General features: G+C 52.2%; 14 protein-coding genes and 1 other annotated feature. Of the genes, 8 read left to right on the top strand and 6 right to left on the bottom strand.

Annotated features, from left to right (window positions below; all coding sequences use genetic code 11):
• Window positions 1-11: 11 nt before the first annotated feature.
• Entirely contained in the window at window positions 12-899 is an 888-nt protein-coding gene (locus M467_RS30920; protein WP_021068114.1) for a diacylglycerol/lipid kinase family protein, read from the bottom strand.
• A gap of 93 nt (window positions 900-992) precedes the next feature.
• A complete protein-coding gene (locus tag M467_RS30925; protein WP_021068115.1) occupies window positions 993-1,367 on the bottom strand; it encodes a hypothetical protein in 375 nt (124 codons plus the stop codon).
• Window positions 1,368-1,526: 159 nt separating this feature from the next.
• Between M467_RS30925 and M467_RS30930 the strand changes: the two genes are divergently transcribed.
• From M467_RS30930 to M467_RS30945, 4 genes are all read left to right on the top strand, one after another.
• Window positions 1,527-1,958 (top strand): MarR family winged helix-turn-helix transcriptional regulator, encoded by a 432-nt coding sequence (locus M467_RS30930; protein WP_021068116.1) that lies wholly within the window; start codon window positions 1,527-1,529, stop codon window positions 1,956-1,958.
• A 122-nt stretch (window positions 1,959-2,080) separates the two neighbouring features.
• On the top strand, window positions 2,081-2,716 hold the full coding sequence (locus M467_RS30935; protein ID WP_021068117.1) for an FMN-dependent NADH-azoreductase: 636 nt from the start codon (window positions 2,081-2,083) through the stop codon (window positions 2,714-2,716).
• Window positions 2,717-2,797: 81 nt separating this feature from the next.
• Entirely contained in the window at window positions 2,798-3,475 is a 678-nt protein-coding gene (locus tag M467_RS30940; RefSeq protein ID WP_021068118.1) for a uracil-DNA glycosylase, read from the top strand.
• A gap of 122 nt (window positions 3,476-3,597) precedes the next feature.
• Window positions 3,598-3,794, top strand: a binding site (T-box leader).
• A 53-nt stretch (window positions 3,795-3,847) separates the two neighbouring features.
• Window positions 3,848-5,410: an aromatic amino acid hydroxylase gene (locus M467_RS30945; RefSeq protein ID WP_021068119.1), complete on the top strand. Its 1,563-nt coding sequence runs from the start codon at window positions 3,848-3,850 to the stop codon at window positions 5,408-5,410.
• 40 nt (window positions 5,411-5,450) lie between these two features.
• On the opposite strand, the gene M467_RS30950 is transcribed toward M467_RS30945, so the two are convergent.
• The gene (locus M467_RS30950) at window positions 5,451-6,440 is read right to left on the bottom strand and encodes an alpha/beta hydrolase (RefSeq protein ID WP_021068120.1); all 990 of its coding nucleotides are present in this window, start codon (window positions 6,438-6,440) and stop codon (window positions 5,451-5,453) included.
• 35 nt (window positions 6,441-6,475) lie between these two features.
• Window positions 6,476-7,297, bottom strand: coding sequence for a Cof-type HAD-IIB family hydrolase (locus M467_RS30955; RefSeq protein WP_021068121.1), 822 nt, complete (start codon window positions 7,295-7,297; stop codon window positions 6,476-6,478).
• A 125-nt stretch (window positions 7,298-7,422) separates the two neighbouring features.
• On the opposite strand from M467_RS30955, the gene M467_RS30960 reads away from it, so the two are divergent.
• The 4 genes from M467_RS30960 (at window position 7,423) to M467_RS30975 (ending at window position 11,342) form a co-directional block, all read left to right on the top strand.
• Window positions 7,423-8,115: a response regulator transcription factor gene (locus tag M467_RS30960; RefSeq protein ID WP_021068122.1), complete on the top strand. Its 693-nt coding sequence runs from the start codon at window positions 7,423-7,425 to the stop codon at window positions 8,113-8,115.
• Window positions 8,112-9,491, top strand: a complete 1,380-nt coding sequence (locus M467_RS30965) for a sensor histidine kinase (RefSeq protein WP_021068123.1) — start codon at window positions 8,112-8,114, stop codon at window positions 9,489-9,491. Before M467_RS30960 ends, M467_RS30965 begins: the two co-directional genes overlap by 4 nt.
• Before the next feature lie 64 nt (window positions 9,492-9,555).
• Window positions 9,556-9,921: a DUF1499 domain-containing protein gene (locus M467_RS30970; RefSeq protein WP_021068124.1), complete on the top strand. Its 366-nt coding sequence runs from the start codon at window positions 9,556-9,558 to the stop codon at window positions 9,919-9,921.
• The gene (locus tag M467_RS30975; RefSeq protein ID WP_021068125.1) at window positions 9,918-11,342 is read left to right on the top strand and encodes a dihydrolipoyl dehydrogenase family protein; all 1,425 of its coding nucleotides are present in this window, start codon (window positions 9,918-9,920) and stop codon (window positions 11,340-11,342) included. Before M467_RS30970 ends, M467_RS30975 begins: the two co-directional genes overlap by 4 nt.
• 33 nt (window positions 11,343-11,375) lie before the next feature.
• Here M467_RS30975 and M467_RS30980 read toward each other — a convergent pair whose 3' ends face one another.
• Both M467_RS30980 and motA read right to left on the bottom strand, forming a co-directional pair.
• Complete coding sequence (locus tag M467_RS30980) at window positions 11,376-12,152, bottom strand: flagellar motor protein MotB (RefSeq protein ID WP_021068126.1); 777 nt, start codon at window positions 12,150-12,152, stop codon at window positions 11,376-11,378.
• Entirely contained in the window at window positions 12,130-12,912 is a 783-nt protein-coding gene (gene motA / locus M467_RS30985) for a flagellar motor stator protein MotA (protein ID WP_021068127.1), read from the bottom strand. Before motA ends, M467_RS30980 begins: the two co-directional genes overlap by 23 nt.
• Window positions 12,913-13,050 lie beyond the last annotated feature (138 nt).

A 13,050-nucleotide genomic window follows, 5' to 3' on the forward strand; every position in this document is an offset into this window, starting at 1 on the left:
AAGTCCCCATTTTACTGAATCGGCTTCAAGACGTTGAGGTGGCTCGGAAGCACTTCGAACGTGAGCGGGAGTTTACCGCCCGTATCTCCGTCGGCATTGACCGGAAGTGATTCTGGCGAGTCGACATGGACCCGTTTCGTCGTGAACGACGTGACGCTGTCCGTCTCTTTCAACTTGCCGGTGAAGAGGGCCGGCGCGAGTTGGATGGCGTCTTTAAAGCCGAGGTTCTCAAACAGATAGACGTGAAGTAACCCGTCGTTCAGTTCGGCGTCCGGTTCAAAGTTTTCAAACCCGCCGACCGAGTTCGTGAGGGCGATGACGACCAAATAGGCGTCTCCATCGAACGTATGCTCTTCGGCTTGGACCGACAAGGCGTATGGACTATGCTCACGGAACGCTTTGATGCCTTCAATCAAGTAGGCGAACGGGCCCCATTTTGTCTTCTCTTCAACACTGACCTCGTCGACAGCCTCGGCGATGAGGCCGATCGCGATGACGTTCATGAAGTAGCCGTTCTCGTATTTGCCGATATCCATCGGTGTCGGTTGCGCCGTCTTGAGTGCCTCGATGGCATCTGCAGGGTCGCTCGGGACGCCGAGCGCGCGTGCGAGATCGTTGACGGTACCGAGCGGGATGATGCCGAAATCAGGACGATGATCCGCTTCGGCGAGCCCCGTTACGGCCTCGTTCAGTGTTCCGTCGCCACCCATCGCGATGACAGCTTTATATTGTTTCGATGCCGCTTCTTTCGCAAAATGTGTGGCATCGTCTGCTTTCTCCGTGAACCGGACATCGACGTTTCCGTAACGCTCTCGCAAGACTTCCTCTGCTGCCGCGGCGTGTTCTTTCCCTAACTCTTTCCCCGACGACGGGTTGACGATTAACATGACTGTATCCATCAAAGCACATTCCCCTTTTCACATTCAGATATTGTCATCTATTCCCGTCCTGTGGCGAGGCTAGTCATAAAAAAAACAACACAGACGTGTTGTTTAATAATGGCGGAATGCCGACATATCGAGGTGGCTTGCATCTGATTCGTCGACGGCGAGTTCAATCTTCAAATGTTCATGGAACGGCGAGTCGAATGCACCCATGCAGGCGACCGGCTCATGGTCCGGGACGGGGGACTTACGTTTCGTTTTGACGAACAAATAGTCCTCACGCGACAACGTCAATAAAAAGCGTTCGACCGCATGGGGTTCGCGCGTGACGTTCGGCCATGGCAAGTGGTTGAATAGTAAAAAGACCGCGCCTTCTTTTTCGAGCGCATAGTCTGGGGCGATCCCTTCCCGGTTCAACAACTCGATGACCGTACTCAAATAGGCTTGTTTAATCGTCAATGATATCTCGTAATACTCACGCATACCGTCCACCCTTTCTAAAAATCGCAATAATTCCATTCTATACGTTTCAGACAGGGGCGACAACGAAGAAGTTTCTTGACGAAGCGTTTTTCCCACCGTATACTGCTCATGTCCTGCTATACTAAAGGTAAATGATGAACGAATTGAGGTGAAACCGACATGATTGAATCACTCGAATTGAAGGCATGGATCGTCTTGGCACGAGCGATGGACGCGATCAGTGACCGTGTGAAGGACGATTTACGACGCCACCAATTGAATTCAACAGAGTTCGGTGTTTTATCCGTCTTGTATAAACGAGGGGATACCCCGCTCCAGCAAATCGGAGACCAAATTTTGATTACGAGCGGAAGCGTCACGTACGTGATTGATAAGCTTGAAAAACGTGGCTTAATCGAGCGTGTGGCTTGTCCGTCTGACCGACGCGTCACATACGCCTCGTTGACAGAGGAAGGCAAGCGCTTGATGGACGTCGTCTATCCAGAGCACATCGAGATTTTTAAAGACATCTATGGTCCCCTTAGCGACCAAGAGACTGAACAGTTAATCGATTTATTGAAACGAGTCGGTTATAACGCGGCAGGCAAATAACGCCTGCCTGTTTTTTTTGACTATTTATCTTGAAGTTAAACTAATTGACTGCGAGATATACAGATGATATAGTTCTAACTGTTGTTACAAAATAGAGATCACACTTATGGAGGAACCCATTTATGAAAAAGGTATTATACGTATCGGCTAACCCGAAACCAACAGAATTGTCATACAGCAAACAAGTCGCAGAAACGTTCATGACGACACTCACGAATGAGAATGCGTCACTCGAAGTCGAAGCAATCGAATTATACGATGTCGATGTTCAAGAAATCGACGGCGACGTCCTCAGCGCATGGGGTAAATTCGCTTCAGGCGAAGCCCTCACTGACGTCGAAGCGGCTAAAGTCGCGACGATGAACGGCATGCTTGAGAAATTCATGGAAGCTGACATGTACGTGTTCGCAACACCGATGTGGAACTTCTTCTTCCCAGCTCGCATGAAAATGTTCCTCGACAGCGTATTGACTGCTGGTAAAACGTTCCGTTATACAGAACAAGGCCCAGTCGGCCTTCTCGAGAACAAACAAGCGATCCACATCCAAGGTACGGGTGGAATCTACACAGGTACAGCCCTCAACTTCGCAGACGCATACCTTCGTCAAGCACTCGCATTCGTAGGCGTGACAGAAGTGACGACACTTCCAGTTGAAGGAATGAACCAATACCCAGACAAAATCGAAGAAATCGTTGCTGACGCAAAAGCGAAAGCCGAAGCACTTGCGAAAGAAGTCGCAGGCGCGGTCACAGTATAATGATCAAGGGCGAGTCCAATCGGGCTCGCCTTTTTGTGTGCCATCGATTCGGGTATGATAAGACGGAAAGGGGAGAAACACATGGGAGAACAGTTATCAGATCGCCTGCTCGGGGATTGGAGCGACATCATCGCATCCGAGATGGCCGAGCCTTATTTTACTAACTTGAAAGCGTTCGTTGATGAGGCGTATGCGTCATCGACCGTATATCCGGCCCGAGAAGACATTTGGAATGCGTTCGTCTATACGAAGTTCAAGGACGTCAAATGCGTCATTCTCGGACAAGATCCATACCATGGGCCAAACCAAGCGCATGGACTGAGCTTCTCGGTCCAAGACGGTGTACGTTTCCCACCGTCGCTTCGAAATATCTTTCAAGAATTGCATGACGATATCGGCTGTCCCGTACCGACCAGCGGGAATTTAGAAGCATGGGCCCGCCAAGGCGTGTTGCTGCTCAACACCGCGCTCACGGTCGAAGCAGGCAAAGCCGGTTCGCATCGGGGACAGGGATGGGAGCAGTTCACCGACTCCATCATCGAGCGACTTGGGCAGCGGGAAGAGCCGCTCGTGTTCATCTTATGGGGGAACGACGCGAAGAAGAAACAGAAATTTATTGGCCCGCAACACGCCGTCTTGACCTCTGTCCACCCGAGTCCGCTCTCGTCGCATCGCGGCTTTTTCGGATCGAAGCCGTTCTCGCAAGTGAATGCGAAGTTGAGTGAGTGGGGTCAACCTGAAATCGATTGGTGTTTGTGACAGTCTGCAGATGCGGACTGTTTTTTTGTTGACGGCGTCCAAATCGTCTGTTATCGTTACTAGCAACAAGATACTTTAGTACTTAAAAGCGAATGTGCATAGAAGCATAACTGTATAACAGTATAAAAGCGATGACCGAACCGAAGTAGAGACATCTTCCCTGGCCCAGAGAGCGTGTGGTGCTGTGAACACGCCCATAGGATGAATCGAATTACAGTTCGCGAGCTCTCACGTGTTGAGCGGTCCCCCGTTATCGGAGTAGAGTGACTAGACGTCCGTCTAGTAATCAGGGTGGTACCGCGGCATCGTCGTCCCTATCGAGTGAATCGATAGGGATTTTTTTACGTTCAGTCAACTAAAGGAGGAAACATCATGCTCACACAAATCATTCCACGCCATTTGGCCCCTCATATTTCGCCACAGTTCTACGACGAGTACACGCCGACCGATCATGCTGTCTGGCGCTTCGTCTTACGACTGAACTTGCACACGCTTGAAGGGAAGGCCCACCCGTTCTACATCGAAGGGTTGAAAAAGACGGGGATGGGACCGGAGCGTCTCCCGAACGTCGAACAGATGACCGAAGAGATGCGGTCGGCCGGTTGGTCGACGGTCGCAGTCGATGGTCTCATTCCAGGCGTCGCTTTCTTTGATTTCCAAGGCAACGGGATGTTGCCGGTCGCGACCGATATCCGAAAAGTCGAGAATATTTTATACAGTCCGGCACCGGATATCATCCACGAGGCGGCCGGCCATGCACCGATGTTGATGGATCCTGAATTTTCACAGATTGTGAAGCGGTTCGGTCAGCTCGGGGCGAGGGCATTCATGAATCGAGAAGAACATGCCTCGTTCGCAGCACTTAAACGATTGACCGTCGTGAAGGAGAATGCGAACTCGACGGACGAGGAGATTGCAGCCGCCGAAGCGGCTGTTCATGCGGCCAAAGCCCAAGTGACCGGCTTCTCTGAAGCACAACAAGTCGCCCGCATCTTTTGGTGGACGGTTGAGTTCGGTCTCATCGGTGATGTAGACAATCCGCTCATCTACGGGGCAGGCCTGTTATCTTCGGTCGGAGAGAGCCGTCACTGTTTGACAGACGCCGTCACGAAGCATCCATTCAATTTGGAGCACGCCCTTGAGACGAAACAAGACGTGACGAATATGCAACGCGAGTTATTCGTCATTCCAGACTTTGAAGCGTTGAAGGATGCGCTAGACGAACTCGAGTCACGGATGGCGGTCAACCAAGGTGGGATCGCTTCGCTCGAGAAGGCGCTTGCGTCGGGCAGTCAATCGACCGTCCGACTGGAAGACGGGACGGACCGCGTCGGTGTGATTCGTCACGTGACACGCTCCGGGGCCCATGCCCTCATCCAATGGGACGACTGTGTGAACGTCAATCACGGTCAATTGACGAACTTGCATAATCATGGCCTGCTCGTGCTCGATGGACCGCTTCAAGACGTGTTGGCGACAGCGGACATTCGGTTAGACGGTCAAGTCGTCAGCGAGACGACAGAGGCGTTGCATCTCGAAGACGTCGTCGTCACCATCGAAGGACGACAGATTACACTGGAGACACTCGAAGTGAGACAAGATACGCTGCCGTCGATTTTCCCGGGTACCGAGATTGAAGAACTCGTCATCTTGGAGAAGCCGGTCCAGATCGAACGTGACGCCCGAGTATGGACGAACGATGACCCGATGTTCAATCAGGTCCGCAATATGCGGGAGCAAGGCGAGTCGATTGATGAGCTCGTGCCGACGATTCTTACCGATCATCCCGATGCTTGGTTGCTCCACATCGAATGTTTGGAGCTCGTCGAGTCTGATGCGCTTCGACAGGCGTTGACGGAACGGTTGCACGCGTTACGTGAGACGTCACCGTCGCGGCATGAGTTGATTGGCCGCGCGCTCGCATTGCTCAACTGACAAAAATAATCCCCGCCCAATGATGGGCGGGGATTATTTGTTAACGCGTCGTTTCACGCAAGAACGTGATTAAACGGCGATACGTTGCACTGGCTGCCGGCTTATCCATCTCAAAATGGTAGTCGTGGCCGAGTGTGTGCTCGTTTCGGTCATAAAAGACGCTCGTGACGTCCGCACGACCTGAGAGGATCGTCGCAAATTCTTTCGCTTGCGTTTCGAACGAACCGGTGTTGCCATCGGTGATAAACGTCGGAACGAACGTGGCCGGGATATTCACGAGCGGCGACGCTTCCGCGACGACCGGCAAGTCTTCCCAATTGTACGTTCCGAAGTAAGCCCAACCGATCCGTTTGAACAAGAAGCGGTTGACCGCCTTCGATGACTCGATGATGCTTCGTTTCAAGTCATAAGGACCTGACATGAGAATCGTGCCGAGGATCGACGTTTTCGGAACGACTTGATTCACTTCGGCCGATGGTGCGTAGTCGTCGTTCAATTGAATACCGACGAACTGAGCGACGAGTTGGGCCCCGTTCGAATCGCCCGCAAAAAAGACGCGGTCGAGGTCGAGACGGAAGCGGTCATTGTTTTCCGCGATATACGTGTATGCTTCTTCAAGCTGCTGGAGCGGGACGGGATACGTGACGTCAGGGGCAAGGGCGTAGTTGACGCTAACGACGTTATAGCCGTTGCTCGCGATTGACGTCGCATATTTGAAGACGTCGGCCTTGTCGCCACCGACGAACGAACCGCCGTGCACCCAAAAGATGGTCGGAACAATTTGTTTCTCGCCTTCATAGCGAATCAAGTCGAACGTCCCGTTCTCATAGGCTGAATGATAGTCGATATCTTTCCGGACCGATGTTTTTTGAACGACTTCGTCAAACCCTTTGATGGCCACTTCGTTCCCGCCGGCAAATGAGGTCTTAACGAGACGTGAGGTCGGTTTCGGGGACAAAAATACATAGGCGGCACCGGCGACAGCCGTACCGACCAGTCCAAGTCCTGCTCGTTTCAATCCTTTATTCATCGTAATTCCTCCTTGATTCAATCCAGTTTGTTCACTTACCGATCGACGAGGACCGTTCCCATGAACGTCTCAATGACGTGGGCAATCCCGTCTTCGTTGTTTGATTTCGTGATGAAGTCGGCTTTGCCTTTGACCGTCGTGTTGGCGTTGCCCATGGCGACTCCGAGGCCGGCCCATTCAATCATCGTGAGGTCATTGTTCCCGTCGCCACAAGCGATGACGTGGGCTTGCTCAATTCCGACGTGTTCGGCGAGGAAGGCGAGGCTCGTCCCTTTCGTCACACCCGCTTCTGTGAACTCAAGGAAAAACGGTTTTGAACGCGCGACAGCAAGTTTTCCTTCAAGTTCGACTTGCAGTTTCGTTTCGATTGGAGCGAGCGTGTCGCCGTCACCGAGCATGAGACATTTGACGACAGGCGTCGTGACCGCTTCTTTGAAGTCGGCGACATGGATAACCGGCATCCCCGTCAATTCACCTTCGATATCAGTATACGGGTTCGGTTGATCGGTTACGATTTCGTTACCGATGTACGTATGAATCGCGATTTCTTCCCGGACACTGATATCATGGAGATGGGCGACCGTTTCTGGAAGCAACGTACTCGAGAAGATTTCTTCATTCGTCTCACAATTGATGATTGAGGCACCGTTGAATGAGAGAATATAGCTACCATATTTGGCAAGTTCGAGTTCACGGGCGGCATCCCACATCGCGTATGTCGGGCGACCGCTCGCGAGCACGACTTTATGTCCGCGTTCTTGTACATCTAGCAAGGCTGCTTTCGTCTTGGCGGAAATTGTATGGTCGCTCGTGAGGAGCGTATCGTCCATATCTAAAACAATCATCTTGTAACTCATAATGGTAAGGAGTCCTCCTTCAGAATCTAATGACTCCATCCTAATACGATTTGAGGTCAATTGACAACCTTGTCGCAAAAACGTAACTATAATGTAGAGTAGTGAACTTCAGAAGAGGTGGATATATGAATCGAATATTAGTAGCCGAAGATGAGCATGCGATTCGCAGCTTTATCATCGTTAATTTAAAACGAGCCGGATTTGACGTCTTTGAGGCGACGAACGGTCGCGAAGCGGTCACAGCGTTCGACCGTGAGCCGTTCGATGTCGTCTTGCTCGACGTGATGATGCCTGAGATGGATGGATTCGAGGCATGCGCCGCCATCCGCGACTTAGATGAGAACGTCGGCATCATCATGCTGACGGCACGCACGCTTGAAGAAGATAAGATTGAAGGGCTCGGCAGAGGGGCGGACGATTATATCGCCAAGCCGTTTAGCCCAGGTGAGCTTGTGGCACGGATTCAAGCACTCCTGCGCCGTGTCGAGAAAGTGAAGCGTAAAGAAAAGAAACGGTTGAAGTCCGGACCGTTCGCCATCGATTTGGCGGCGAAGCAAGTGACGAAGTATGGGCAGGCGATTGATTTGACCCCGACCGAATACGATTTGATTTGTCACCTCGTCCAAAACGAGGAAGTCGTCTTATCGCGTGACGCGCTGTTAGATGCCGTCTGGGGCATCAATTACTTCGGGGACAGAAAGACGGTCGACGTCAACATCCGTCGTCTACGTCAAAAGATTGAAGACGACCCGAGTCACCCGGCTTATATCGAGACGCTATGGGGGCATGGGTACAAGTGGCGGAGACATGACGGATGAAGCAACAGCTCGTCATTCGGATTATGCTCGTCATGACGCTCGTGCTCGTCTTGCTCGTGAGCGTCCTGTCGTACGGAACGTACCGCTATTACTATGAATATGAATCAGAGGCACTACTCAGCCATGCGACGACGAGCGCCTATCTGTATCCACAGGCGCAAGTCGGATTCGAGACACCGAGCGCGTTCTCGGTGCTCGTTCGGACGTTCGGCTATCCCGGTACCGATTTGACGATTGTCGACCGGACCGGTCAAATCATCAAAACGACGGGACAGCGGGCGCAACAGGCGGCCTTTTCGACCGAACAGTTGCAAGATCTCGCTCGAGGCGAGTCCGTCGTCCAAGACTACGATGCCGATGGGAATCACTATTTGTCGGTGACGAGTCCAATCATCACGGAAGAGACGAGTGAATTCGCCATCAGCTTCACGCGGCCGCTCGCCGACCTTGACACGTTGATTCGCGAGATTTGGATGGCTGTCGTCATGATTGGCGTCTTGATTTGGTTGGTCGCGCTCTATGCTGTCATTCGGATTGCAGACCGCTTCGTGCGACCGATTCGAGACATCATTGAGACGGCCGATGAGATGGCGCAAGGTGATTTCGATGTTGAAGTCTATTCCAATGAAAAACATGAGCTCGGGGCACTGGCCCGGACGCTCACATATTTAGGTGCGAAAGTCCAGCAGCACCAGTCGACGCGGAATGAATTTCTATCCAACGTGTCGCACGAATTGCGGACACCGCTCACTTCGATTAAAGGGTGGACGGAGACGATTCGAGGCGGGGACGAGAAAGTGTCGGACGAGACTGAGCTCGGTTTGAGCATCATCCATTCGGAGACGGAGCGGATGATCGGGCTCGTCGAGCAGCTGCTCGATTACACGAAGATTGAAGAGAGCCGGCTCGTCTTGTATCGGCAAGAACTTGATCTCGTGTCGTTGTTACGGAAAGTGACGATTCAATTGAAACAGTCGCTCGAAGACAAACAGATTACGCTCATTGAGCGATATCCGCAAAAGTCGATCGGATTGTTCGATGAGAACCGGCTGAAGCAAGTGTTTTTAAACTTGCTCGAGAACGCCATCCGCTTCTCGCCAGAAGGTGGGACGTTGACGGTACGGTTCGTGCAATCGGAGCGAGTCGCGTTCATCTCAATTATTGACGAGGGACCTGGTATTTCACGGGAACACTTGCAACGCATCACTGAAATGTTCTATCAGGCGCAAGTGACGAAAGGGAGCAGCGGGCTCGGCCTGGCGATTGCTAAGGAGTTAATCGAGGCCCACGAAGGAAAGCTCGTCATCGAAAGTGAGATCGGTCATGGGACGACGGTGACCGTTCTCTTACCGCTCGACCCGAGCGAACTGCATTAAAAGGGTTAAACCTTCCGAATTCAGGATACATGTAATTGTATGTAGAATGAGGGAGGTTTTTTTCATGGCAACGAAATCATTGAAGCCATTGTCAGGTAGTCCGAACGCCGTCTCGACCGAAACGACAATCGAAGCGCTACGCATGGAGCCGCTCTCATACGGGCGAGACCGCGCCGAGAGCAGCGAGACAATCAAGATGGTGATGGGGCAACTGCCTCGGACCGAGCTCGTCAAGGAGACGGAGGACACGCTCCATTATGTCGTCACGACGAAACTGATGCGCTTTAAGGATGACGTCGAATTTCGATTCGACGATGAGACGAAACAAATTCACTTCCGCTCGGCATCACGACTCGGTCACTCTGACTTTGGGGTGAACCGGAAACGGATGCAAGACGTGAGTGAACGCTATCGGAGGTTGATGAGATGAAGGATTATCAATTGATTGTGATTGGTGGGGGTGCGGCCGGAATGACGGTCGCGGCCGGTGCCGCAAATTTAGGGGCGAAAGTCGCTTTAATCGAAAAGAAAAAACACCTGGGTGGAGACTGTCTTCACGTCGGCTGTGTCCCGTCGAAAGCGCTGATCGCCGCCTCGAAAGAAGCGAGCAGCATGATGCAAGCTGCCCGAGTACTCGGAGCCGAGTTTGACGGCCGCGACCATTACCAGACGACGAAAGCACGCGTCGACCGTGCCCGTGCCATCATTCAAGATCATGATGGGACGGAACGTTTCGAAAAACTTGGGGTCGACGTGTATATCGGCGAGGCCTCGTTCCAAAGCCCATACGAACTCAAAGTCGGTGACGATTTACTGATTGGGAAGAAATTCGTCATCGCGACCGGCTCGCAACCGACCATACCGCCGATTGACGGCTTGGACGACGTGCCATACTTAACGAATGAGCAAGTGTTTGAAGAAGAGACGTTGCCGGAGAGCATCATCGTCATCGGGGCCGGGACGATCGGTCTCGAACTCGCCCAGTCGTTCGCTCGTCTCGGTAGCCAAGTGACCGTGCTCGAGGCACAGGATACGTTTTTACCGCGAGAAGACGAGTCGGTGAGCAAGTTGCTCCGTTCGCAGCTCGAGATGGCGATGCGCCTTAAAATCGGCATCAACATCAATCAAGTCTCGGAAGTCGAGGGACGCGTTCACGTCACCGGCGAAATCGATGGCGAAACGGTCACGTACGAGGCGGACAAGCTGCTCGTGGCGACAGGACGGAAACCGAGAATCGATGAGCTTCGACTCGACCGGGCTCACGTCCACGTCAAAGACGGATTCGTCGACGTCACGTCGACGTACCGCACGTCACAACCTCATATCTTTGCGATTGGCGATACGATTAAGACGTTACCGTTCACGCACGCAGCTGGCGAGGAAGGAAAAGCGGTCGTGGCCAACGCCTTGTTCGGACTTTGGAACAAGGTCGACTACACGAAGATGCCGTGGATCACGTTCACGGAACCGGAAGTGTTCCACGTCGGCATGACCGAAGCTGAGGCACGGGAGCGTCATGGTGACGATGTCGAGGTGTTTGAAGCGAAACTGTCCGAGGTCGACCGCTTCGTCGCCGACCGACAAGAGACAGGTTTCGTCAAAATTATCACGCGCAAGAACGGCAAAATCATCGGCGGTCACGCCATCGGTATGACGGCCGGGGATTGGATGCAAATCGTCGTCTATGCGATGCAACGAGGCGATAAAATCGGCAAGCTGTCCCGCATGATTTATCCGTACCCGTCGCGAAGCGAGGCCGTGAAAAAAGTGGCCGACCTTTACTGGCGGAAACGCTTGTTCAACAGCCCGCTCACGGATTTGTCACGCAAGTACTTCGAATGGACCCGATAACGAAAAATCCCACTCTCAACAGAGTGGGATTTTTTATGGCAAGACGATTGTTTCGAGCATCTTCGGTGAGCCTTCTGATAAATCGACGAGTGGTTTAATCAACACTTCGACGCGGCGGTTTTTCGAGCGCCCTGCTTCGGTGTCGTTCGTCGCAATCGGTTTGTATTCTCCGTAACTGGCAAGCGTGAATTGTCCGGGATTCAAAGCATCGTTCGTCAACAGGCCGCGCATGAAAGCCGTGGCCCGGGCTGAACTGAGTTCCCAGTTCGACGGGAACCGGGCCGTGTTGATCGGGATGTTATCGGTGTGACCCGATACGACAATCTCACGGTTACCGGCTTTTTCCAGGATACCGCTAATCGAGCCGGCCACCGTTCTAGCCTCGGCGTCAAGCGTCGCTTCCCCCATACTGAACAAGGCTCGGTCTTGAATCGTCAAAACGAGACCGCTCGAGTTGATGGTCGCTTCAATCTCTTGTTCGAGCCCGTTCTTTTTGATGTATTGATTGACCTCTTCTTTTAACTCATCCAGTTTGGCGAGCTCATATGTCCGAGGATTCGCTGTCGTATCTGTCTTGTTCGTACGGCTGATGTCACTGTTCGAGGCGGTCGACGCTTGGAACACGCTCGTCCCGCCAGAGAACACTTGATTAAAGGATTGAGACATTTTCTCGAGCTTCGTCTGGTCGATGTTACTCGAGGCGAACAAGACGATGAAGAGGGCGAGTAAGAGCGTCAATAAATCGGCGTAAGGGATTAACCAACCTTCCGGGATATGTTCCTCATGATCATGCTTCTTTTTGCGCTTCATAGTCGGCTCGCTCCTTTGGAGACAAATACACAGACAATTTATCTTCTAACGTCTTCGGAGACTCCCCACTTTGAATCGAGAGAATCCCTTCAATCATCATCTCTTTGATGATGACCTCGCTCTTCGAATACTGCTTTAATTTATTGGCGAACGGGAACCAGAGGACGTATCCTGTGAAAATCCCGAACAACGTCGCGACGAACGCGGCTGAAATCGCGTGACCGAGCTTTTCGATATCAGACAAATCTTTTAGGGCCGCAATCAAACCGATAACGGCTCCAAGAACGCCGAGTGTCGGCGCGTACGTGCCGGCTTGTGTAAAGATGTCCGAGTTCGCTTTATGGCGTTGCTCCATGTTCTCGATATCGCGCGACATGACCTCGGCGATATATTCGGATGGTTGGCCGTCGATGACCATCATCATCCCTTGTTTCAAGAACGGCTCTTCAACTTGTTCGAGCGCTGTCTCAAGCGACAGGAGTCCTTCTTTACGCGCTTGCGTCGACAAGTCGACGAACTGTGTCAACAGCCCGGATTTACTTGGTAACTCCTGCTTTTTGAAGAGAATTCCGAACAACTTCGGTACGTTTTGCAGCTGTTCTTTGGAAACGGCGATACTGACCGCGGCCGCTGTCCCGACAAAAATAATGACGAGTGCTGCCGGGTTGATGAGCGGGGCAATCCCGGCTCCTTTCAATACCATCCCTCCGACGAGGGTGAGGAACCCAAGTATGAGTCCTACTAACGTGACGACATCCATGTCTATGTTTTCCACCTTTCTAAAAAAAATCAGGAGACAAAAAAAGCGAGAGACTTAACTCGTCTCCCGCAAATGCGTTCCCGATGGTTAAGCGCCGTTTTCGTCAATCAGCATTTGGATGCTGATATTTCGTTCTTC

The sequence above is a fragment of the Exiguobacterium chiriqhucha RW-2 genome (assembly GCF_000416965.1).
GTDB classification, from domain to species: domain Bacteria; phylum Bacillota; class Bacilli; order Exiguobacteriales; family Exiguobacteriaceae; genus Exiguobacterium; species Exiguobacterium chiriqhucha.

Coding starts and splice junctions, on each gene's coding strand:
- M467_RS30920 (WP_021068114.1), bottom strand. CDS start 899: ATGGATACAGTCATGTTAATCGTCAACCCGTCGTCGGGGAAAGAGTTA.
- M467_RS30925 (WP_021068115.1), bottom strand. CDS start 1,367: ATGCGTGAGTATTACGAGATATCATTGACGATTAAACAAGCCTATTTG.
- M467_RS30930 (WP_021068116.1), top strand. CDS start 1,527: ATGATTGAATCACTCGAATTGAAGGCATGGATCGTCTTGGCACGAGCG.
- M467_RS30935 (WP_021068117.1), top strand. CDS start 2,081: ATGAAAAAGGTATTATACGTATCGGCTAACCCGAAACCAACAGAATTG.
- M467_RS30940 (WP_021068118.1), top strand. CDS start 2,798: ATGGGAGAACAGTTATCAGATCGCCTGCTCGGGGATTGGAGCGACATC.
- M467_RS30945 (WP_021068119.1), top strand. CDS start 3,848: ATGCTCACACAAATCATTCCACGCCATTTGGCCCCTCATATTTCGCCA.
- M467_RS30950 (WP_021068120.1), bottom strand. CDS start 6,440: ATGAATAAAGGATTGAAACGAGCAGGACTTGGACTGGTCGGTACGGCT.
- M467_RS30955 (WP_021068121.1), bottom strand. CDS start 7,297: ATGAGTTACAAGATGATTGTTTTAGATATGGACGATACGCTCCTCACG.
- M467_RS30960 (WP_021068122.1), top strand. CDS start 7,423: ATGAATCGAATATTAGTAGCCGAAGATGAGCATGCGATTCGCAGCTTT.
- M467_RS30965 (WP_021068123.1), top strand. CDS start 8,112: ATGAAGCAACAGCTCGTCATTCGGATTATGCTCGTCATGACGCTCGTG.
- M467_RS30970 (WP_021068124.1), top strand. CDS start 9,556: ATGGCAACGAAATCATTGAAGCCATTGTCAGGTAGTCCGAACGCCGTC.
- M467_RS30975 (WP_021068125.1), top strand. CDS start 9,918: ATGAAGGATTATCAATTGATTGTGATTGGTGGGGGTGCGGCCGGAATG.
- M467_RS30980 (WP_021068126.1), bottom strand. CDS start 12,152: ATGAAGCGCAAAAAGAAGCATGATCATGAGGAACATATCCCGGAAGGT.
- motA (WP_021068127.1), bottom strand. CDS start 12,912: ATGGATGTCGTCACGTTAGTAGGACTCATACTTGGGTTCCTCACCCTC.